A 20,285-nucleotide genomic window follows, 5' to 3' on the forward strand; every position below is an offset into this window, starting at 1 on the left:
CCCATGTACCTCTCGCAGGCCTCGTGCATCTCCTTTATTTCTTTCCAGTCAATACCATGTGCTCCTCCATCTCGGCCTCCATTTCCTCATGGATTTCCGTGAAGTTGCCGCTGACCATGTAGTCCTGCATCTGCGCGTACATCTCGTCGTCAATCATGCCGTAGCCCATCATTCCACCGTGCATGCCATAGCCGCCCATTGGGCCGAAGCCCCAGCGCAGGTCGGTTTTCTCGGCTATGTCGAATCCTCCACTGTGTGCCATCCCCAGGGGAACGGCTATGAGCGCCCCTATGAGGAGCCCTATGAAGAGCGACTTCCACTCCATTCCGCATCACCTCTTGCGTTGTTTCCATAGGGCGGTCAGTCGGAAGGAATAATATGCTTATTATTCGCAGATTGGCAACCAAAAAGGTTGATTTTTTCAGGAATGAAAAGATGAAGTCGTAATTTGCGTTGCCAGTTGAAGGCATTCAAAAAGAAGAAATAATAAAGCGGTAAGATGTCACTCTTTCAGAAGCTTTCTTCTCCGCCTTTCGTACTCTTTGTCGTCTATCTCGCCACGTGCGTACTTCTCGTCGAGGATCTCAAGCGCCCTTCTCCTTGAGCTCCTGTTCCCACCTGAGCCCTGCTCGGAGAGCCACTTCACCAGCCACGCTATACCCACTATCACGGCTACCCAGAAGATGACCATGAACAGCATCCCAAACCAGCCAAACCAGCCGAATCCCATCATGTCGTGCCACCCCCATGTTCCTTCTCCAACGTGGGCCAGGAATTCATTTCCAACGCTTTCAAACATCATTCTGATACCTCCAGTGGCCTCTCAGTGGGAAAGGCTATAGGGCTTATTATTGACAGATAGGAAAGGTCCTCAAGGAAATTTTTACACAATATAAAGCAAATAACGGGAAAAACTTTATATCTGCCGGCACAACCTCCGCGAAGGGCCAAGGTTGGGCATTGGCTCTCCGAAACGCTTAAATTTAATAACGTGATATTTAATATCATGATACTAAAGTTCATTGACCGCGAACCTGAACTCAAGACCCTTGAAGGGCTCTACGCCCAGGACAGGGCCCAGTTGGTGCTCATCTACGGGCGAAGGAGGATCGGGAAAACGGAGCTTGTGAAGCAGTTCATCAAGGGGAGGCAGAGCTTTTATTTCCTGGCAAGAAAGGAGCCGATGGAGCTTGAGCTCGACCGCCTGCTCAGGAGCTTCAACAGGAAGTTCAACGTCTTCATAGAGGCCCGAAACCTGGAGGAGTTCTTTGAAGAGGTTAGAAAGTTTGGGAAGCTGATCTTCGTTATAGACGAGTTCCCCTACTGGGTCGAGAAGAACAAGTCCATCCCCTCCACTTTTCAGTACATCTGGGACGAAATACTCATGGACTCGAAAATCATGCTGATCCTCATGGGTTCCTCGATATCCACAATGGAGAGCCTGATGAGCTACAAGAACCCCCTGTACGGGAGGAGGACGGCGCAGATTAAGCTTTCCACACTCGGATTTTTCCACCTTCGGGAAGCGTTTCCCCGCTACTCCTGGGAGGACCTCGTGAAGGTCTATGGAACCATAGACGGCATCCCCGCGTACCTCCAGTACTTCGACGACTCCATGAGCGTCGAAGAGAACATAGAGCGCAACTTTTACAGCAGGGTGAGCATCCTCTACGAGGACGCCGAGAGACTCCTGAAAGACGAGCTGAGGGAGCCGGTGACGTACCTCAACATACTCAGAGCGATAAACGAGGGGAAGACAAAGCTCACAGAGATAGCCAGCGAGACGAAAGTCGCGGTGACCAACCTGCCGAAGTACCTGAAGACCCTCGAAACACTCGACCTCGTTTACAAGGAGTTTCCGGTGACGGTTAGGCAGAGGCGGAGGTTTGGCATCTACAGGGTTAAGGACTTCTACTACCGCTTCTGGCTCCGCTTCGTGTATCCCTACAGGGACGACATTGAGATTGGGGCGATAAGCTTTGATGACCTCAGGAAGGACTTCAACGTATACCTTGGCGAGGTCTTTGAGAGGGTTGCCAGAGAGTTCCTGATGGCGCTTAACGCAAAGGGCAAGCTGCCGTTCAGGTTCACGAAGATAGGGCGGTGGTGGGACAAGGGGGAGGAGATAGACCTCGTGGCTGTGAACAGCTTAACCAATGAGGCCGGTTTCTTTGAGGCAAAATGGAAAGAGCTCTCCCGTAGAGAGGCTCTCAGGGTTCTCAGGAGGCTGGAGGAGAAGAGCGAGATGGTCAACATCAAAGGGGAGAAGAGGTACCACGGGCTTATCGCAAGGCACGTTGAGGACAAGGAGGGGCTGAGGGAGGAGGGATACCTGGTCTTTGACATTGGAGACTTTCACAGGACAATAGGCTAGCACGAATTTATACATTTGCATTCATAATGTTTCTCAATACTGCTATCAAAAGATTTTAAAGTACCAAATGGAAGATATGACTCTAGAGTTGGTAGTTATAGTTAGGAGGGATGAACTATGAGCGCACACTCTAATAATGCCCAGTCCAGTTTGATTATCGAGATTCAAAAAGTGCATGACTTTTTATATAAAGAGCTAAACGATACAAAGATTTTACTACCCTTAATGCTCACCGTTCTTGACAAATACAAAGAAAAAAAGAGTAATGAGAGCGAAGATCCGATAGTAGAGTTGAAAAAAGATCTAGAAAAATTAGATAGAAGAATGATGGAGCAGACATTGCAAAAAATCAAAAGAGAACACAGTAATATCAATCCTCTTCTAGAGAGACTAATAAATGAGTCCCTGAACGCGATAAGCCCTGAAAGGCTTCCTGAGGCCAAGATAGAGAGAGTAAAACAAAGACTTCTTAGAGCTGATAAGTTCTTTGAAGGCCTTGAACGTGAGGAAGACTTCATTGGACTCCTCTTTGAGACTCTTGCAGCTCATAGTGGGGTATTCGATAAAAAAGAAGGAAGATTCTTCACTCCAAAGAACATAATCCTGACGGTTGTTGAGATGATAGGATCTATCTTCGAGGCAAAAGATGTGGACGTAACTAAAGTCTCAGTTTGTGATCCCTGCTGTGGTTCAGGTAGATATCTGGTGCACTGGGCAAATAGAATCAAAAGAGAATACGAAATCTCCGACATGGAGCTTAAGAAAGTATATTCCGACAACCTATTCGGAATAGATATAAGTCCCGAAGTCGCAAGCTGGGCAACTTGGAACATGATTTTCCATGGAGACGGGGCAACCAACATAGAAAACGCAGACTCATTAAATTGGTATGGATTTCTGGTTCATTGGAATCTGATTCAGAAGCTTCTGGAAGAACTTCCTAGTGAGCTTCAGAAGATCAAAAGAATACGTCAAAGGGATGTTGGAGAGGCTATTAATGAACTGAAAGAAATGGCACAAATAGTTGATGACCTTAAAGAGAAAAACGAGATTGATTTGGAATCCGAAGAAGTCAAGACTCTCTTTAGGTTGCTTGATAAATTGATATCCCTCCATCACAAATATAACATAAAATGGCCAACTTTGGAAGAACTCAGCAAGAGGAGAGATTTCAAAAGCATCTCTGAGATTGTAAAGTTGAAATGGGTGAAGGAGCATCCGCACATCAAGAATGGATTTGACTTAATAATAACGAACCCTCCTTTTGGAAGGGGTAGTCAAGACTTGATGGTAACTGATCCATACATTCTTTGTCAATATAAACTAGCAACGGAACTCTGGCTTGGGGATATTAGCAAGGAACTCGCCGAAAAATTGATAGAAAAGCAGTTTGAAATGGACGTAGTAGATTTCTACAGGAAAAGTCTAAAAGAGCTGAAAATCAGAGAGACAAGAGAAGAATATGAGATCAAATTTAATGATCTACCAAGCAAACTATTAAAGAGACTCGCCCAAAAACATGGAATTCCAACAAAAGGAAAATCCAAGAAGGAAATAGTTGACGCTCTTAAAGACAAACTTAACCGCGAAATTTTAATTGACGGGGAGTTATCCCTAAGCATAGACTCTTTGCCCGACTCATTCATCAAAAAACTTGCGTCTAGGATCTTGTATGACAAAGTAGGAGGGAAATCCAAGGTCGGAGAATTCCTCTATTCCAAGATCCAAGAAAAACTGGGGAGGGAGTGGATTACTGTCGAAGACGTATATGACTACTCCACGAAACTTACCATAAAGGACAGTGCCACAGGAGATGAACACACCATCTACTATAACGAGGATGGAGAACCCATTCTTTTCAAAGAGGCACTACCTAAACAGGTTGTTTTCCTAGAGGAGTTCTTAAGGTTCGTTAAAGAGGGTGGATATGTATTCACAGTTGTTGATACAGGGGTTCTATCCAACAGCGAAGATGAGTATGTAAGAAGATTCCTGTATAGGAATTCACGGATACATGCAATCGTTGAGTTCCCCCACAATGCATTCAAAGCTGCAGGGACTGGAGTTAAAACCGCAGTAATCCTTTATCAGAAACTAAGAAATCCACCGGAAGACTATGAAATTTTTGGCGCTTTACCCCAGCACCTTGGTTATGTTCTCAACAAACAGGACACTCCACCTGACCCTGATCACAATGACCTAGGAAAGGTATTGTGTGACTGGAGGTTCTATCTGGGATTAGGACGGATGTGCGAGCCGTGCAAAGACCCGAATTCAAAAATCGAGGAATGTTGCGACTGGTACAAGAAGGGATACTGCCCAGTGTGGAGAGAGAAAATTGAGAGAGCAGACCTGTAAGGGGGAAGGGGTATGAGGGCCATTTCAAATATTTCAGTAGTCCTGAACCTCCAAGAACTCAAAAGAAACTATCGTGCTGACCCGTATTCGGCCCATCCGAAGAAGGTTAAAGGCATTGAGCACCTTAACCAAATAGCTAAGGAGTATGGATATGACATTGTACCATTAGTAGAACTTCTAAAATTGCCTCCTTCTTCTGGGAGAAGTGGATTGCCTCTATCACAGAATGGAGACGTTAAGATAGTAAAGCCAGCAAATTTGACGAGTTTATTTTTCGTAGACCTCACAAACTGTGAAACGACAACAGAAGAAGCATATAATGCATCTGAAAAAGGGCGTCTACAAAACGAAGATATACTTGTGCTATCTGCTGCCCATGCTGAAGGATACATTGGGACGAACACCTCAATAGTACGCCTTGATAAAAATGAGAGGGCGATTTGCATAGGAGAACTTATTAGATTAAGACCAGATACTTCCAAGATTAATCCTTACTACCTTACACTATACCTTAACAGCGCTATTGGAAAGTATCTCCTTAATTATTCAGTAAGAGGACAAACAGTTCATCTGTACCCTAAGGATATTGAAGACTTGCCCGTACTCTTGCCTCCAAGGGAGATCCAAGACTCCATAGGGAACAAACTAAAGGAAGCTATAGATAAAAAGATTGAAGCTGAAGAGAAAAGGAGAGAGATCCAAGAAATTTTTAAGCAGAACTTAGGAGATATAGATTTTGAGAAATTAGGAGGTTATACATATAAGTTTTCTCAAGTTCTCGAATATGAGCGCTTGGATCCACATTTTTATTTTCCTGGATTCTTAAAAGTCTTGGACTTATTGAAAAACTCTGGTTTAAAAATAGAAAAAATGTCTAAATTAGTGGAATTTAGTAGAGAAACTATTAACCCCTCAGAGATTGATGAATTTATCTACGTAGAAATTGCCGATGTGGATATTACCTATGGATTCATATCTAGCCATAGTGTAGTTAAAGGCTCTAATGCACCAAGCAGGGCAAGAAAAATAATTAGGAAAGATGCGCTTCTAATCCCTTTAACAAGACCTTACAGGGGCGCAATAGCAGTTGTTGATTCTCGGTATGACGGTGCAATAGCAACCACTGGGTTCTCTGTTTCATATCCAAAACCAAATAGCCCAGTAGATAGCTACTATCTATGCGCATTCTTAAAATCTAAATATGGTCTAATTCAACTAACCCAAAGAATGAGCAATGCTAATTATCCAGCAGTCCTTGAGAAGGATATATCAGAAATCCTAGTTCCTATACTATCTGCTAATGACATGCGTACAATCTCGGATAAAATGAAAAACATAATAAACAATCTTCTGCTTTCTAAACAACTTCATTCTCAAGCTATGGAAGAACTCAACAGACTTCTTGGCTTAAAGAGTGTGGGGGATGAGTCATGAAAGAGGATGGTATTTCTGGGCTTAGGGATATTCCACGTACTGAGAAAGGAGCTTTATCATTAGCCCAGACTACTGATGATCCAAGGGTTCTAGAAAGCCTGTACAATGACCACAAAGAAAATCCCCGGGTGGTTAAGGCTATTGTTAACAATCCGTACTGTCCATCCAATATAAAGAGGGACTATTTAGATTATGTGCTCAATGACTATCTGAGGGCATACAGAGATAGACTGCGCACTCTTATCACCGATTGGGATGACCTTCTAGATGCCATGAATATATGCCTAGAAGTCTGGAATCCACCACGTGAAATCGCTCCTATCCCCGAGATAAACTTAGAAGATCCAAGGATGAGGGAAGTATTCGAGGCGATAGAAAACTACAAGCAGGTAATTTTATACGGCCCCCCCGGAACAAGTAAAACATACTATGCAAAGGGACTGGCACTTGCGATAACCAATGATCCTAATAACGTTGAACTTGTTCAGTTTCATCCCTCATATTCCTATGAAGACTTCGTAGAAAGCATCTTTCCTGAGGTAGATGAGGAGACGAAGATTATAAAATTCAATATTAAGGACAAGGTCTTCAAAAAGTTATGTAAAAAGGCAGATGCTAATCCAGACAAAAAGTACGTCCTCATAATCGACGAGATAAACAGAGCGGATCTTTCAAAAGTTTTTGGAGAGATATTCTCCGCGCTTGAATATAGAAAGGAAGCCATTAGGTTGCTGTACTCTGGAGAAAAGTTAACTATCCCATCAAATCTTTACATCATTGGAACCATGAACACAATAGACAAGTCCACAGTTGATCTAGACTTTGCATTGATGAGGCGGTTTAAGTTCTTTGAGGTCAATCCAGATCCAAATGTTCTCAGGAAGATGCTTGTGAAAAATGAGGTTGAAGAGGAGTTAATAGAGAAGATTATCAACGTTTTCAAGCAGATCCAGGAATATTACCCCCTTGGGCATGCGTACTTTAAAGATGTAAAATCCAAGCAGGATCTAAAGTTGCTCTGGAATCACCAGCTCTCATTTCTCTTGAAGGAATACTTCACAGATCTGCAAAAAGAGACGTATGAAACGATCAAGAGGATTTACTGGGAGGGCCTTGAACTTGAGGATTGACCTCAAGGAATGGCAGGATATAAGTGAGATACCTGAATTTAAAGACAATCCCTTCATACCAATTAGGAGCATACCCCCAGATGTAAAAAAATTCATTGATATAGTTGATATTTCCCCCCGCGGAGTTAAAATTAAGGCGAGAGATTACGTAGGTGTTTTTCCATTGAGTGATGACATTATACTAACGGTTAGTCCAAAAGCCCCAGTGGAAGATTTTCTTTATATGTTCTATAAAGCGCAGGGGATAAAGTTGGATATAAAGGATATCAAGAAGATTGCCCAAGCGGGAAGAAAATATGGGATAGAACACCCTAATGTATTCCATTTCCTAATAACTGCATTATTGGCCGAGTTAGAACAACTGAAAAGGCTGGGATTTCTAAAAACTTCACAGCATGTCACCCAAGACAAAATAATAAAAGGAAAAGTGCTAACCAAAGAAACGATCAATGAATGGCTAAGGGGAAACCAACAAAAAGTAGTGTGTGAGAAATTTGAGCTCTCGAAGGATAACATAGTTAATAGCTCCATAAAGTTCACGCTATGGAGCTTAATTAATATGTACTCCAACTTACTAGGAGATGAAATAAAAAATGAGCTTTTTAAGAAATACTTATGGTTCAAGGATGTTAGTTTGCCAAAAAATATGAGCTTTATAGAAGAAATCGAAAAGATACTAACTTTTCGGGCTCTCCCAAATAGCAGAAGCTACTATTATAGCATACTCAATTTATGCATGTTTTTTATAGCTAATTCAACTCTGGAGTTTAGATCTCCAAAGAGGTTTAAGGTTAGAGCCTTTGCAGTATACATGAACAAAGTCTTTGAAAATTATCTATATGCAGTTTTGAAAGAACAACTGGGATACGAGTATCGTGTTAAGTTACACCCTACTCAGCAACTCTTTGATGATAATAATAAGTACAGCTTAGAACTGGATTACCTAATCTTAAAAGATGACAAGCCAGTTCTTGTTGTTGATGCAAAATATAAATCTAAACCGGTCACTGATGACTTTTATCAAATCTTGCTCTACGCTGAGAAATTTGGTATTAAGAATAGCCTGCTAATTTATCCTTCATGGGGAAAAAGAACTTCTACCGAAGTATTTAGATTTAAAGAGAGACAAGTTCACGTCATGTACTATGACCTTAGTGACATTAAAAAATCTGAGAGCACCTTGAGGGAGTACATATACTGTCTCGTAAATCTAAAAGAGGAATAAAAACTCAGGCCCCAAAAGCCTCGCGTTTATGCCAGAATTAACCCCTCTCCCTGATGCCATTATAAACCGCCCTCAGAAACAGAAGTAGGCCAGCAGATGACGTGACCAGCGCCACCGGGACGTTCACCTCAATCCAGACGTTCATGAGGGGCAGGTACGTCAGTAGTCGTGGAGGTGAGCCTTCTAACGAGTGCCCTCCCCATGGTGATTCCTCTTGGGTTTTAATGCGATGACGATTGTAACTGGAAGCCCGAAAATCCGCCCTTCCTCCTCGTGCACCACCACAAAGCCAGCACCCTTCACGACCTCAGGGAGATCAATCGGCCGGCAGTCTAGGTACTGGGGAAACCTCTCGTGAAGCCATTCGTAGAGTCTCACGGTCAGCCCTTCACCCTTTGACATACCCACCACGCCAAACCTTCCGCCAGGTTTTAGAACCCTTTTAACCTCGCCGAGCACTTTCGGAATCTCGGGCGTGTCAAAGAGCTCAAGGGTGAAGCTCATGAAGACGACATCAAATAGACCTTTCCCTCCTTCCCCACAAGCTCGGCCATCCTCACCAGGGCATGGCCCGTTCCAAAGCCTATCTCTAGAACCGTTTCTCTGGTTTTGATGCTGAGGAGCTCCAGCGCCCTCTCCCGGTATTTCCCCTCGGGAAAAGCGAACAAATCGTAGAATCTGCTGATTCTGTCGTAGAGCTTCTTTGCCTCCTCCTGAGTCCGGCACACCCGGGATACTTTTGAACCCATCCGGTCCGCCTGGTGGAGTTTTGTTCGAAGAGTTATTTATGGATTGCTACCAATACCACAAAATTAGTGGCTGTTCGAGCAAGAGAGGAAAAAGTTATAACGTCAATGGACAAACCCCTGTGGAACAAAACGATTCCAGGGAGGTGCTCAGGGATGGGGGGTGACAGGGATGAGCCTTGCAGTAGGCAGGAACGGATCAGGAAGGCAGAGCTTCATCAGAGACGCCCTCCTGGTGTCGTTTCCAGCCCTGGTAGTCTGTGTATTCCTTGACTTCTTCTCGGGAGTATTCCTCGGAAAGTTCTTCACCCTGATAAGGACACGCTACCCGATAATTCTCGTCATTCTCCCGGGACTTATGGGAATGAGGGGTAACATCTTTGGGGCCCTCGCTTCGAGGTTCTCCACGATGCTCTACCTCGGTGAAATGGAGCCGAGCCTCAGGGATAGAAAAGTCATGAGAAACATTTTTCTCAGCATAGTCCTTTCTCTAATTCCGGTTATCTTCCTCTGGACGGTGGGCGCGATAAAGGTTGGAGACCCGGGAGTAGCTGTGGCGGTTCTCCTGATAGTTTTTATGTCCACGGTATATGCGAGTCTGATCCTCGGTTATTCCACCGCGCTGGTCTCGATAATTCCGTTTAAAAAAGGCCTTGACCCCGATTCCGTAGCGGCTCCGGTGATTACCTCTGTTGCGGACCTTATAACGGTCCCACTGCTCGTTGGGTTCATGCTTCTCTATCCCCATCGCTCCCAGTTTGCCCTTATGACGGCCGTTGCCGTTTTCCTGCTGCTCCTCTTGGGGTGGAGGGCCAAACTCACGAAGAGGGATATAGAAAACACGAGAGAGCTTCTTATGGTCGTGGGGGGGCTTGCACTCCTCTCCAGCATCTCGGGATCCCTACTCGAGTCCTACAGCGAGGTCATCGAGAAGACACTGATTTTCAGCGTGATGTATCCTATGGTCCTCGACACGACCGGGAACATAGGCTCGATAATCGGAGCAAAAACTTCGACAAAGATACACCTTGGAGAGCTGGAAGGCCTTTTCAGCCGCTCAATCCTCCTGGAGATAGGAACCTACACTGCCCTGGCCTTCCCGCTGGCCCTCATTGGAAACCTCATAAGCATCGGCGTCGTTCGGTTTCTCTTTGGCAAGACCGTTGGAATAGTCCTGCCGTTCATTCTCCTCTACCCCTTCATCGTCTTCGTGGCAATGTGGGTTGCCTACTTCACCGCGATACTCGGAGACAGGCTCGGACTCGACCCGGACAATGTAACAGTGCCAACGATAACGACGCTGGCAGATATATTATCGACGCTCTTCGTGGTTCTGGTGGCCCGTCTGATGGTTTGAGTTGATGAAAAAATGGTATCCCCTGTTATTTGCAACTACTGCGGGAAAGAGATTACAGGCGAGCCGATAGTCTACAGGCCTGCACTGCGATTTAGTTTTGGGAACTTCCAATTCAATTTCTAAACCAGTGCCTTTACTCCACGGGCCTCCCAACGGGGAAGATGTACAGGGGCTCCCCTTCAACGCCGATTACCCTTTTGACCTCATCGTCCCGGAAAGCGCCAACAGCAACGGTTCCAAGGCCCAACGCCGTCGCTTGAAGATAAATATTCTGCCCCATATGTCCCGCATCGATGTGGACGTACCTTATCCCCCTCTGTCCATATCTGCTCGTCGTCCTTTCGTAGTGGGCCGCTATTACAATGTTGACCGGGGCTTCCTCAACATGCCTCTGTCCAAGGCATGCGCTTGCAAGCTCCTTCCTCAAGTCTCCCTCGCGAATAAGCTTTAGAACATGGTTCTTCCCATCGTAGTGGCAGAGACCTGGCCTAAGGCCTTCCACATTGCCCACTACCACGTAGACCTCGAAAGGATACCTCGCCCCAGCGCTTGGAGACGTCCTCTTACCCCAGGCGTTTATTCCATAAGCGGCCCATAGAAGCTGGGAAAGCTCTTCAATGGTCAGTGGTTCTGTCGTGTATCCCCTTATGCTCCTTCTCCTGTATATTGCTTCCTCAAGGCTCATTTCACCTTGAGTCCTCGGCTCGGGCAGTTTGACCTCCATACCATCACCCAGAAATTAATGAGCGTTTTTTCACATAAAAGTTACCCCAGTTTCTCCAAATTAGGCCCTACAGGGAAAAGCGAAAACAGTGGGTTTCTCTTCGCATTCACCTTTAAGTTAAGTTCCTCACTGGCTCCATTCTGGAGAGAGTGTTAATCAGCGTTCAGCCCAACTTCACCTCGTAGCCATACCTCTCGATGGCTTTGATTATCTCCTCCAGGCGGACCTTTCCGGGGTCGAACTCGACCACTGCCGTTTTGGTCTCGAGGTCGGCCTTCCCCTCTGCACCAGCACTCTTTATTGCCTTCTCAATCCTCATAACGCAGTGCTTGCAGCTCATGTTGGGTATCTTCAAAACTGCCTTCGTCATTAGCATCACCACTTAGAACTCGGAGAGAAAGCTTATGGGGCTTATCGTTCCCAGAATGGAAAATCCATAGAAGAAAGCCTGAAAAATTGGGAATCATGAGGAGTTTACAATCTTGATAACTCTTTCCTCCATAGGCTTCATAAGCCTAGCCACATCTTCTCCAGCTATTTTCCACGCTACACTTGGCAGGGTAACGCCGAGGTAGTTCCCGTCCTCCCTGCGGTAGCCGAAGCCAGTGCACGGGAGAAGGGCACCTATGTTCGGGTCTATCCTGATCAGTTCCTCCACGAGCTCGCTGTGGCAGATGAAGAGGAGGTGGTAGTCTGCCACAATTCCGTCTTCCCTCCCTACAATGGCCACTGGAATACGCTCCCCTATGAGGAGAAAGCCCTCCTCTTCAAGGCGCTTCTTCAAGTAATCGAGCCTCTCTTCCCGCTTTTCCACGGCGTAAACTTTCTTAAAAAGAAGTATATTCTAGGAGTATGGGCTTGGGAAATGCTTAAACGACAGGAAGGGCTCTGGGAGGTGTTAAAATGTCCGGTAGATTTGAGGGCAAAACCTGCATCGTAACCGGGGGTGCAAGGGGCATAGGTGCGGCGATAGCCCACCGCCTCGCATCTGAGGGCTGTAAAACGGCCATCCTGGACGTTGACGAAGAGGCAGGAAGGGTAAGGGAGAAGCAGCTCACTTCAATGGGTTTATCGGTCAAGTTCTTCAAGGCGGACGTCTCCGTTGAGGAGGAAGTTTCCAAAGCCATTGAGGAGGTTTATGAAACTTTTGGCTCGATCGACGTCCTTGTGAACAATGCCGGCATAGGATACGGAAAACCTCTGGAGCTCCAGACGCTTGATGAGTGGAGGAGAGTAATAGATGTTAACCTCACCGGGCCCTATCTATGTGCCAAACATGCGGTCAGATACATGAAGGAGAGAGGAGGTGTGATAATAAACATAGCCTCCACGAGGGCACTCCAGTCCGAGCCGAATACGGAGCCATATTCGGCCTCCAAGGGCGGATTGCTCGCACTAACGCACGCCCTCGCGATGAGCCTCGCGCCTTACAGGATAAGGGTCCTGGCAGTTTCTCCCGGCTGGATAGACACGAGTGAGTGGCAGATACCCCCAAGAAAACCTGAGTTAAGCCCCCTTGACCACGGACAGCACCCTGCTGGAAGGGTCGGACGGCCGGAGGATGTTGCCGCGCTCGTTGCTTTTCTGGCTTCCGACGAAGCCGGCTGGATGACGGGTATCAACGTGGTCATAGACGGCGGAATGACGAAGAAGATGATATACATTGACGAAAACGTCATAGAGGACTCCATTAAGATGCTCCTCCAGGATACAGAGCTGGCCTCAATGATAAGGACGCTCATAGAGAGGGCAAAGAAAGACAGGGATGAGATGCGTGAGGTATTGAAGGAGCTCCTCGAAGGATGAGATGCCTGCGTTGCCCTGCCTGATAGACACTCAAAAAGCTCTCTAGCGGGAAGAAAAGAGGAAAACCTGACAATTGCTCTTCTTTCATTTTCAACTGTTCGATGCCTGCTCGCGTTTACTGGGCGATAAGGATTATCCGTGAGGAGGCTAAACAATGACCTTTCTGGGGCTCTTTTGATTTTTGAGTGAACAATCTCACGGCTATTTATCTGGGACGGCGGTCGATTCACCGGTGCCTTCGACGATGCCTGTGCCTCCCTACTTTGGGTTCCCTCTGTCTGACAGACAACCGTTCGGACGAAGTGCTGAAGATGGAAGATGTCGAGAAAACCCCTATGGTAGTTCTCCTTCCGGAGGAAAGGGTTCTGACGGAAAGCCTCCGCGGGAGGGACTTCTCGGTTATAGCACCTTACGTTGAGGAAGCCTTTGAGCTCGCCCTTAGAGGCGGGTGGAAAAAGGCCCTCGTGTTGAACGGTCCGGTATATTCAACCTACCTCGGTTATAACCCGGAGCCGATTAAGATCGCCCTTGAGCTTGGCGCTATCCCCGACTTGAGCGGGAAGGGGCCGGCGTTCTTTGCCCTGGCTGAGGAGCCAGAAAACCTTATCCATGAATGGAACAGGTTTGGGGAGGTAATGGTGACCAAGCTGAGATGAACCAAAAAGCATATATCAAGTCCCTTAACTACAGGTGTGGGGGAAGCACTATGAGGCACGTAATCTCTTCTGGCCACGAATTTTTGGTCTTTAAGGCAGAAGAAGGGACTGTGGATTTCTACGCCTACGATACGCTCTTTTTAAGCGGAATAAGGCTGTCCACCAGCGTTCCTTTGGAGCCCCTCGAAATCACTCGCTCCAGCGATGAAGTGGTAATCACGTACTCCGGAGAGGGCATCAGGGCCGTAAGAAGGGTCAAGCTGGGAGGGGGTTACAGGGAGAGGGTGATCTTTTTCAGCCGGGCTGATGACGAGAGGGTCATTGAAGGGAGATACGTCTTTACCGTCCCCATGGCGGACATTCTTGAAAGGGATTATCCCCAGGCATCTCCACAGAGAAAAATCGAACGCGAGGGAAATGTCTACGCCTATCTCGGAATGGATGGGAGAAGGAGAACCGTAAGGATCTCAGGGGAGAGTTTCAGGGTTTCCATTCCCCCCAGAGGGTTTGGGAGGATTGAATTCTCAGCAACTCCTTTCGTTGAAGGGGAATTTCTGCTTCCAACATTCAGGAAAGCGTCTTTCCAGTTCAACTGGAAACCCCTTGAAAGGGTTGAATCGGCTGTTTACCTCAGGGCCATTGAGGACTTGGAACAGTTGATAGTTGACATAGATGGGTATCCCTTCCCCCTCGCCGGTCTTCCGGACTTTGGAGCGGTGTTCGGCAGGGACTCAATCTGGACGGCGCTCTTTTTGCTGGAGGAGTACCCCCAAATAGCCAGAGGGGTCCTGAAAGTTCTCTCCCGGCTTCAGGGAAAGCGATTCAACGCTAAGACTGAAGAGGAGCCCGGAAAGATTCCCCACGAGTTCAGATTTGGTGAACTCTGTCAGGCGGGAGTGATACCGTTCAACCCGTACTACGGCACCGTTGATGCGACACCCCTTTATGTTGCCTTGGCTGGTGAATACCTCAAAAGAACCGAAGATAGGGCTTTTCTTGATTCAATAAAAAACAATTTGAACATGGCAGTGGAATGGATTCTGAGACGTTTGGAAGAGGGAGGGGGCTATATAAGATACGACAAAACTCCTCTAGGTCTGGAGAACCAGGGATGGAAGGACTGGAAGAACAGCATACCCGATGAAAATGGGGTGCAGGTTAAGCACCCTGTCGCGGTTGTGGAAGTCCAGGGATACGCATATTTGGCCCTTAAAACGGCGTCTGAACTCAATCTAACGGATTACGATGAAAAGATGCTCGAAAAGACAGCCGAGAGATTGAAAAGGAGGTTTAACAAAGAGTTCTGGACCGGGGAACATTATGGAATAGCTTTAGATGGCGAAAACCGGCTTTCAAAGGTGGTTTCTTCCAATATGGGGCATCTTCTAATTACCGGGATACTGCCGGAGGAGAGGGCCAGAGCGGTTGCCGAGAGATTGATTGAGGGGGATATGTTCTCAGGATGGGGAATTAGAACTCTCAGCTCAAAGGAAAGGGCCTATGACCCCTTCAGCTATCACAACGGCAGTGTGTGGCCCCATGACAACGCTATAATTGTTCTCGGGCTATGGAAAGCTGGGTTTAAGAATCAGGCCCTTAAACTGGCTTCATCACTTTTGAACGCTCTATACAGGTTAGGAAAAATCCCGGAGCTTTTCAGCGGGCTGGAAGAACTTACTCCCCTGCCCTACGCGAATTCCCCTCAAGCGTGGAGCGCCGCGGGTGCTGTTGAACTTATTAACCTAATGGAGGTGAAAGAATGAGGAAATTTTTGTTCGGAACGTCCACAGCAGCTTATCAAATTGAAGGGGACAACAGGTGGAGCGACTGGTGGTACTGGAGCGAAAAGGGAAGACTTCCCAAGGCCGGTAAGGCCTGCAACCACTGGGAGAAATACGAAGAGGATATAAAATTGATGGCAGAACTCGGCTACAATGCCTACCGCTTTTCAATAGAATGGGGCAGGATATTTCCAGAGGAGGACAAAATAAACGAAGAGGCGCTCGCGAGATACAGGGAGATCATAGAGCTGCTCCTTAAGAGCAAAATTGACCCCATGGTGACCCTGCACCACTTTACGCTACCGACATGGTTCGCCCTAAAGGGCGGCTTCGCAAGGGATGAGAACCTTAAGTACTGGGAAAGATACCTTAATGCAGTCTCCGACATCCTCAATGGTGTAAGGCTCATAGCGACTACAAACGAACCGATGGAGCTCGTCATCGAGGGCTACCTTACCGGAAACTGGCCGCCTTTCCTTCGCGATCCAAAGACGGCATTTCAGGTGGAAAAGAACCTGATCAACGCACATTCCATAGCTTATGAGACGCTGAGCGGAAAGCACGAAGTTGGTATAGTCAAAAGCATGCCATCCATAAAGTTTCCAGATGGGGAAGTTGCCGAAGAAGTTGAGAACCTTCAGACCTTCTATTTCCTCGACGCAATATTCGAGGGAGTTCTCAAAACGCCCCTTGGAGATATGAGAGTTCTTCCCTCGTCCATGGATTTTATTGGGGTGAATTACTACACACTCCACATTGTTTCTAAGGATACAGAACCTCTCAGGGGTCTTTACGAGTACGAATTCGGGGGCTACGGGAGGACTCAAATGGGGTGGAAAATCTATCCTAGAGGTATATACGAAGCGATAGTGAAAGCTTCCAAATATGGAAAGCCGATATATATAACTGAAAACGGCATAGCCACCGAGAACGAAGACGAAAGGATCAAATTCATTCAGGATCACCTCAATTGGGTTAAAAAAGCCATGGAAGAGGGATACGATGTCAGAGGCTACTTCTACTGGTCGTTCATCGACAACTATGAGTGGGACAAAGGTTTTGTTCCCAAGTTTGGGTTGGTCTCGTTTAATCCAGAGACATGGGAGCGTATTCCAAAAAAGAGCGCCTTCGCCTATGGACGGCTTGCCAAAAACTTCCCCTATCAAGGCAGGGAGACCTGCCCAAAAACATAAATAGCGCACAGCCGTCCGAATAACGTATGCGGGTAATTATAAGGCCACAGGAAGAAATACAGGGAGAGGTGAGGGCCCCACCGTCGAAGAGCTACACTCACAGGGCTTACTTCCTGGCCCTCCTCGGGGAGGGGCCCGAGGACGTTGAACACTGTCTTAAACTTCAGGGCTTTCCTCACCGGCATTATCGGCTTTAGTGCGGGATGATATAGGGGTGCAAAGAGGAAGGTGAAGTTGGTCTTCTCCACCATCTCTCTGGCTTTCTCGGGCGGGAGCCGGATGTTTATTCCCATCGCCTCCAGGACGTTGGCGGAGCCGCTCTTTGAGGTTATTGAGACGTTGCCGTGCTTTGCCACCCTGGTGAAGTACGATAGTACAATCGCCGATGCTGTGCTTACGTTTATCGTTGAGGAACCGTCCCCGCCGGTTCCGGCTGTATCGCCGACCTCTCCAAGGTTCACCTTTACAGCACTGTCCCGCATGGCCCTCGCGAGGCCCGCTATCTCCTCTCCCGTGAAGCCCTTCGTCTGGAGCGACGCAAGGTATGCCGCTATTCTGACGTCGCTCTCGTTCTTCAGCTCCATGAATAGCTCGTAGGCCTCTTCGAAGCTCAGGTTCTTTCGCTCTATCAGCTTTTTTCCAGAAGGCTCATAACCTCACCTCCACGAAGCTGTCTGAGGAACTTCTCTGGATCGTCCACCTTCATTAGGGCCGTGTCTATGAGGGCGGCATCGGCGTGTTTCAACGCCCTTCTGAGGTCTTCAACTGAGGATATTCCGCTCTCGCTGACCCTGACGTACCTCCTCGGAATCAGGGGTGCCAGCTCCTCGGTGAGGCTCACGTTCCCGTCATCGAGTTCGAGCTTTCTTATGTCCCTGTTGTTGATCCCTATCATCGTTGTCTCCGTTTCAACGGCCAGGGAAAGTTCCTTCCTGCTGTGAACCTCGACGAGGCTGTCCAATCCATGCTCTTTTGCATAATCAACGAACTCCCCAAGGCTTTCGCCGAGGAGGCGTGCTATGAGGAGAACCGCCGAGGCTTCGGCTTCAGCAGTTCTCTCTATCTCTTCCTTTGTCGTTATGAAGTCCTTTCTGAGGACCGGCAGCTCTGTTTCCCTGCAAAGCCTTTTCAGGAACTCGAAGCTTCCGTGAAAATACTGGGGCTCGGTGATGTAAGAAATTCCAACGGCCCCGGCCCGCTCATACGCCCTCAGGATCTCAAAGGGGTCCCTGCCATTTAAGAGGTCTCCATATTTGGGAGAATAGACCTTTAGCTCCGCTATCACGGCGTTCTTTTTGCTTTTCCTAATTGCCCTGCTGAGGCCAAAAACCCTCACCCATCGTAGGATCACCGCTTTTGCAGTGGAGATTGGAGCATTTAAATGCTTGGACAGGCAAACCTGACCAGCGGCTTCTCCGAGGAAGGTTTGGAGCGCGTTTCACCAACCGAATTCCGCCTAAGGGAGAATCCAGAGGAACAGGGTGGATAGAGGAAGGATTAGAAGGAAATACGGCACCGAATAGCGGTGGAACTTCCTTATGCTCATCCGCGCTATCCTTATCGCTATCAGGTTCGCCAGTGAGCCCACCATAAAGCCCGTCCCGCCGGCGTTAACTCCTACGGCGAGCGGGCCCCAGTTCTCTGCGGAAAGGAGCAGGACAGTGGCGGGCACGTTGCTCACCACCTGGCTGAGGAGTGCTGAAGAGATGAAAAGCCCGATCTCCGATGAAGGTGGGTGGAGACCCAGCGAGGCCATAATCTCGGAGAGTTCGCCGAAATCCACGAAGATGAATGCGAAGGTCAACACCAGGGCCCAGTCGAAGCTGAGTAAAACGTCCCTCCCGACCAGAAAGAGGACTCCCACGGTGAGGGGCAACGTCCAGAGGGCCTTTCCTTCCCGGGCGAGCACGATGTTAGCTATCAGCAGGAAGAGTGAACTCCACAGCAGGCCTTCACGAACCTTCACTTGGTGGAGCTTTCTTTCGGGGAGGGAACCTCTGAATGTCACAAAGGCAAAGAGGAGGAGAAGGATCAGCCAGAGCAGGACGAAGGGGAGCATATAGGCCACGAAGTCCGGGAAGGGAACGCCGTAATATCTCCAGATTATTATGTTCTGGGGGTTTCCTATCGGGGTCAGGGCGGAGCCGACGTTCGCCGCTATGGCCGAAAAGACGACCAAAGCTGTCATGTCCCTCTCAATGAGGCGCGAGAGAGCTACAATAAAGGGGATGAAAATAAGCATGGCTGTATCGTTCATTATGATTGCCGACGACAACGCTATGGCCGGGAGGAGAATCAGGGCAAGCCTCCTTTCTGAACCGCGGGAGAGGGCAATGATTTGGAGCGAGAGCCTCATGAAGGCCCCTGACAGTTCAAGTCCTCTGGAGACGAGTATAAGCGAGGTTATCAGTGAAAGCCCGCCCCAGTCTATGAGAGCAGGCGTCCTTTTGAGAAGCGAGCCGTCTCTGAGAAGCAGGACTACGTAGAGCACGAGGAGTGAGGAGAGGAACCATTCCCTCCTTATAAATTCCTTCAGGCCCCTAGCCACTATCCCCCACCGCCCCCGAGACACAAACGCGGATTATAAAGCTTTCCAGTGAGATGGGATACTGCTGGGATAAGCAGCGGGAGGTTAGGTTTAAGTCAGAAGGAGAGAACATCCGAACCGTAACGGAGGACTCTATCCTTTGAACCCCCGTAGATGAGCATCCCCAGAAAGAACTGAACGAAGAAGTCCATAAACGTGTAAAAGAACGCCTATTTTTTCCTTTGAAAACTCGACTAAAAGGCGGGTTTTTCCAGACCTCCCCCCATATCAATCCACAAACGAGGGAAGATTCGCCCACCGCTCCTCGAGCAACTTAAGCTCGTTTTCGCGGTCCACAAATTCACCAATCATGATTCGTACTAATCACGATTGGGATTTAAAGCTTCTATTCTCAAAAAGTGGAATAAAAAGGAGTATCACTCACCCTGCAGCAGGAGGCCCGGAAGCTGGGGAGCCCTCGCGCCAAGCTCTCTGTCGAGCATGAAGACCATCTGCGGACTGTCCTGGGCGAGTTTGAGCTGGTCGAGAATCTTCTTCACGTTGGCCTCTTCCTCAACCTGTTCATTGATGAACCATTCGAGGAACGCCCTCGTCGGGTAGTCCTTTTCCTCCTCCGCCAGAGCCGCCAGCTCGTGAATTGACCTGCTTATGAACTGCTCGTGTTCGTAGGCCGCCTCAAAGGCCTTAACCGGGGACTCCCACTCCTTAGGCGGCTTCGGAACTTCCCCGAGTTCAACCCTTCCGTTCCGGTCGTAGATGTAGTTGTAAAACCTCAACGCGTGGCCGAGCTCCTCCTCCGCCTGGGCCTTCATCCAGTTTGCAAAGCCTTCGAGGCTGAGATCATCGAAGTAAGCTGCCATAGCAAAGTAGAGATACGCGGAATAGAGCTCCTTGTTCATCTGTTCGTTCAGGGCCTTAAGCATCCTTTCACTCAACATCGCCATCACCGTAGT

General features: G+C 47.9%; 21 protein-coding genes and 1 pseudogene. 11 read left to right on the forward strand and 11 right to left on the reverse strand.

Annotated features, from left to right (window positions below):
* Positions 1 to 34: 34 nt before the first annotated feature.
* Positions 35 to 325, reverse strand: a complete 291-nt coding sequence (locus A3L08_RS08035; protein WP_232461704.1) for a hypothetical protein — start codon at positions 323 to 325, stop codon at positions 35 to 37.
* Positions 326 to 502: 177 nt separating this feature from the next.
* Positions 503 to 802 carry an SHOCT domain-containing protein gene (locus tag A3L08_RS08040; RefSeq protein ID WP_232461705.1) on the reverse strand — a complete coding sequence of 100 codons (300 nt, stop codon included), beginning with the start codon at positions 800 to 802 and terminating at the stop codon, positions 503 to 505.
* 204 nt (positions 803 to 1,006) lie between these two features.
* On the opposite strand from A3L08_RS08040, the gene A3L08_RS08045 reads away from it, so the two are divergent.
* The 5 genes from A3L08_RS08045 (at position 1,007) to A3L08_RS08065 (ending at position 8,521) form a co-directional block, all read left to right on the forward strand.
* Positions 1,007 to 2,374, forward strand: a complete 1,368-nt coding sequence (locus A3L08_RS08045; protein ID WP_088854519.1) for an ATP-binding protein — start codon at positions 1,007 to 1,009, stop codon at positions 2,372 to 2,374.
* 225 nt (positions 2,375 to 2,599) lie between these two features.
* Positions 2,600 to 4,732 carry an N-6 DNA methylase gene (locus A3L08_RS08050; protein ID WP_198362106.1) on the forward strand — a complete coding sequence of 711 codons (2,133 nt, stop codon included), beginning with the start codon at positions 2,600 to 2,602 and terminating at the stop codon, positions 4,730 to 4,732.
* A 12-nt stretch (positions 4,733 to 4,744) separates the two neighbouring features.
* Positions 4,745 to 6,166 (forward strand): restriction endonuclease subunit S, encoded by a 1,422-nt coding sequence (locus A3L08_RS08055; protein WP_088854521.1) that lies wholly within the window; start codon positions 4,745 to 4,747, stop codon positions 6,164 to 6,166.
* Positions 6,163 to 7,296, forward strand: a complete 1,134-nt coding sequence (locus A3L08_RS08060) for an McrB family protein (protein WP_088854522.1) — start codon at positions 6,163 to 6,165, stop codon at positions 7,294 to 7,296. The genes A3L08_RS08055 and A3L08_RS08060 overlap by 4 nt, the downstream gene beginning before the upstream one ends.
* Entirely contained in the window at positions 7,286 to 8,521 is a 1,236-nt protein-coding gene (locus A3L08_RS08065; protein WP_157721603.1) for a 5-methylcytosine restriction system specificity protein McrC, read from the forward strand. Before A3L08_RS08060 ends, A3L08_RS08065 begins: the two co-directional genes overlap by 11 nt.
* A 183-nt stretch (positions 8,522 to 8,704) precedes the next feature.
* On the opposite strand, the gene A3L08_RS10010 is transcribed toward A3L08_RS08065, so the two are convergent.
* Entirely contained in the window at positions 8,705 to 9,025 is a 321-nt protein-coding gene (locus A3L08_RS10010) for a hypothetical protein (RefSeq protein WP_198362107.1), read from the reverse strand.
* A complete protein-coding gene (locus A3L08_RS10015) occupies positions 9,022 to 9,270 on the reverse strand; it encodes a hypothetical protein (protein ID WP_198362108.1) in 249 nt (82 codons plus the stop codon). The genes A3L08_RS10010 and A3L08_RS10015 overlap by 4 nt, the downstream gene beginning before the upstream one ends.
* Before the next feature lie 169 nt (positions 9,271 to 9,439).
* Between A3L08_RS10015 and A3L08_RS08075 the strand changes: the two genes are divergently transcribed.
* Together A3L08_RS08075 and A3L08_RS10300 are read left to right on the forward strand one after the other, a co-directional pair.
* Positions 9,440 to 10,624, forward strand: a complete 1,185-nt coding sequence (locus A3L08_RS08075; protein ID WP_088854524.1) for a magnesium transporter — start codon at positions 9,440 to 9,442, stop codon at positions 10,622 to 10,624.
* Between the two features lie 12 nt (positions 10,625 to 10,636).
* A complete protein-coding gene (locus A3L08_RS10300) occupies positions 10,637 to 10,747 on the forward strand; it encodes a TRASH domain-containing protein (RefSeq protein ID WP_088854525.1) in 111 nt (36 codons plus the stop codon).
* A 10-nt stretch (positions 10,748 to 10,757) separates the two neighbouring features.
* Here A3L08_RS10300 and A3L08_RS08085 read toward each other — a convergent pair whose 3' ends face one another.
* From A3L08_RS08085 to A3L08_RS08095, 3 genes are all read right to left on the reverse strand, one after another.
* Positions 10,758 to 11,348: a SagB/ThcOx family dehydrogenase gene (locus tag A3L08_RS08085; RefSeq protein ID WP_088854526.1), complete on the reverse strand. Its 591-nt coding sequence runs from the start codon at positions 11,346 to 11,348 to the stop codon at positions 10,758 to 10,760.
* A 163-nt stretch (positions 11,349 to 11,511) separates the two neighbouring features.
* Entirely contained in the window at positions 11,512 to 11,724 is a 213-nt protein-coding gene (locus A3L08_RS08090; RefSeq protein WP_394335141.1) for a heavy-metal-associated domain-containing protein, read from the reverse strand.
* 87 nt (positions 11,725 to 11,811) lie between these two features.
* Positions 11,812 to 12,162 (reverse strand): DUF302 domain-containing protein, encoded by a 351-nt coding sequence (locus tag A3L08_RS08095; protein ID WP_232461706.1) that lies wholly within the window; start codon positions 12,160 to 12,162, stop codon positions 11,812 to 11,814.
* 89 nt (positions 12,163 to 12,251) lie between these two features.
* Here A3L08_RS08095 and A3L08_RS08100 point away from each other — a divergent pair, with 89 nt between their 5' ends.
* From A3L08_RS08100 to A3L08_RS08115, 4 genes are all read left to right on the forward strand, one after another.
* Complete coding sequence (locus tag A3L08_RS08100; RefSeq protein ID WP_088854529.1) at positions 12,252 to 13,154, forward strand: SDR family oxidoreductase; 903 nt, start codon at positions 12,252 to 12,254, stop codon at positions 13,152 to 13,154.
* Positions 13,155 to 13,465: 311 nt separating this feature from the next.
* On the forward strand, positions 13,466 to 13,810 hold the full coding sequence (locus A3L08_RS08105) for a hypothetical protein (RefSeq protein ID WP_088854530.1): 345 nt from the start codon (positions 13,466 to 13,468) through the stop codon (positions 13,808 to 13,810).
* A gap of 50 nt (positions 13,811 to 13,860) precedes the next feature.
* Positions 13,861 to 15,573 (forward strand): amylo-alpha-1,6-glucosidase, encoded by a 1,713-nt coding sequence (locus A3L08_RS08110; RefSeq protein WP_157721604.1) that lies wholly within the window; start codon positions 13,861 to 13,863, stop codon positions 15,571 to 15,573.
* Complete coding sequence (locus A3L08_RS08115) at positions 15,570 to 16,784, forward strand: glycoside hydrolase family 1 protein (RefSeq protein ID WP_088854532.1); 1,215 nt, start codon at positions 15,570 to 15,572, stop codon at positions 16,782 to 16,784. The genes A3L08_RS08110 and A3L08_RS08115 overlap by 4 nt, the downstream gene beginning before the upstream one ends.
* 128 nt (positions 16,785 to 16,912) lie before the next feature.
* Here the strand turns inward: A3L08_RS08115 and trpD are convergent.
* From trpD to A3L08_RS08135, 4 genes and pseudogenes are all read right to left on the reverse strand, one after another.
* Positions 16,913 to 17,368 (reverse strand): annotated as a pseudogene (gene trpD / locus A3L08_RS08120) (anthranilate phosphoribosyltransferase); the annotation flags it as partial.
* A 44-nt stretch (positions 17,369 to 17,412) separates the two neighbouring features.
* Positions 17,413 to 18,120 (reverse strand): indole-3-glycerol phosphate synthase TrpC, encoded by a 708-nt coding sequence (gene trpC / locus A3L08_RS08125; protein ID WP_088854533.1) that lies wholly within the window; start codon positions 18,118 to 18,120, stop codon positions 17,413 to 17,415.
* A 120-nt stretch (positions 18,121 to 18,240) separates the two neighbouring features.
* Positions 18,241 to 19,332, reverse strand: coding sequence for an SLC13 family permease (locus A3L08_RS08130; RefSeq protein WP_232461707.1), 1,092 nt, complete (start codon positions 19,330 to 19,332; stop codon positions 18,241 to 18,243).
* Positions 19,333 to 19,748: 416 nt separating this feature from the next.
* On the reverse strand, positions 19,749 to 20,270 hold the full coding sequence (locus A3L08_RS08135; RefSeq protein WP_088854534.1) for a ferritin: 522 nt from the start codon (positions 20,268 to 20,270) through the stop codon (positions 19,749 to 19,751).
* Between the last annotated feature and the right edge of the window lie 15 nt (positions 20,271 to 20,285).

This window comes from Thermococcus pacificus (assembly GCF_002214485.1).
GTDB classification, from domain to species: Archaea; Methanobacteriota_B; Thermococci; order Thermococcales; family Thermococcaceae; genus Thermococcus; species Thermococcus pacificus.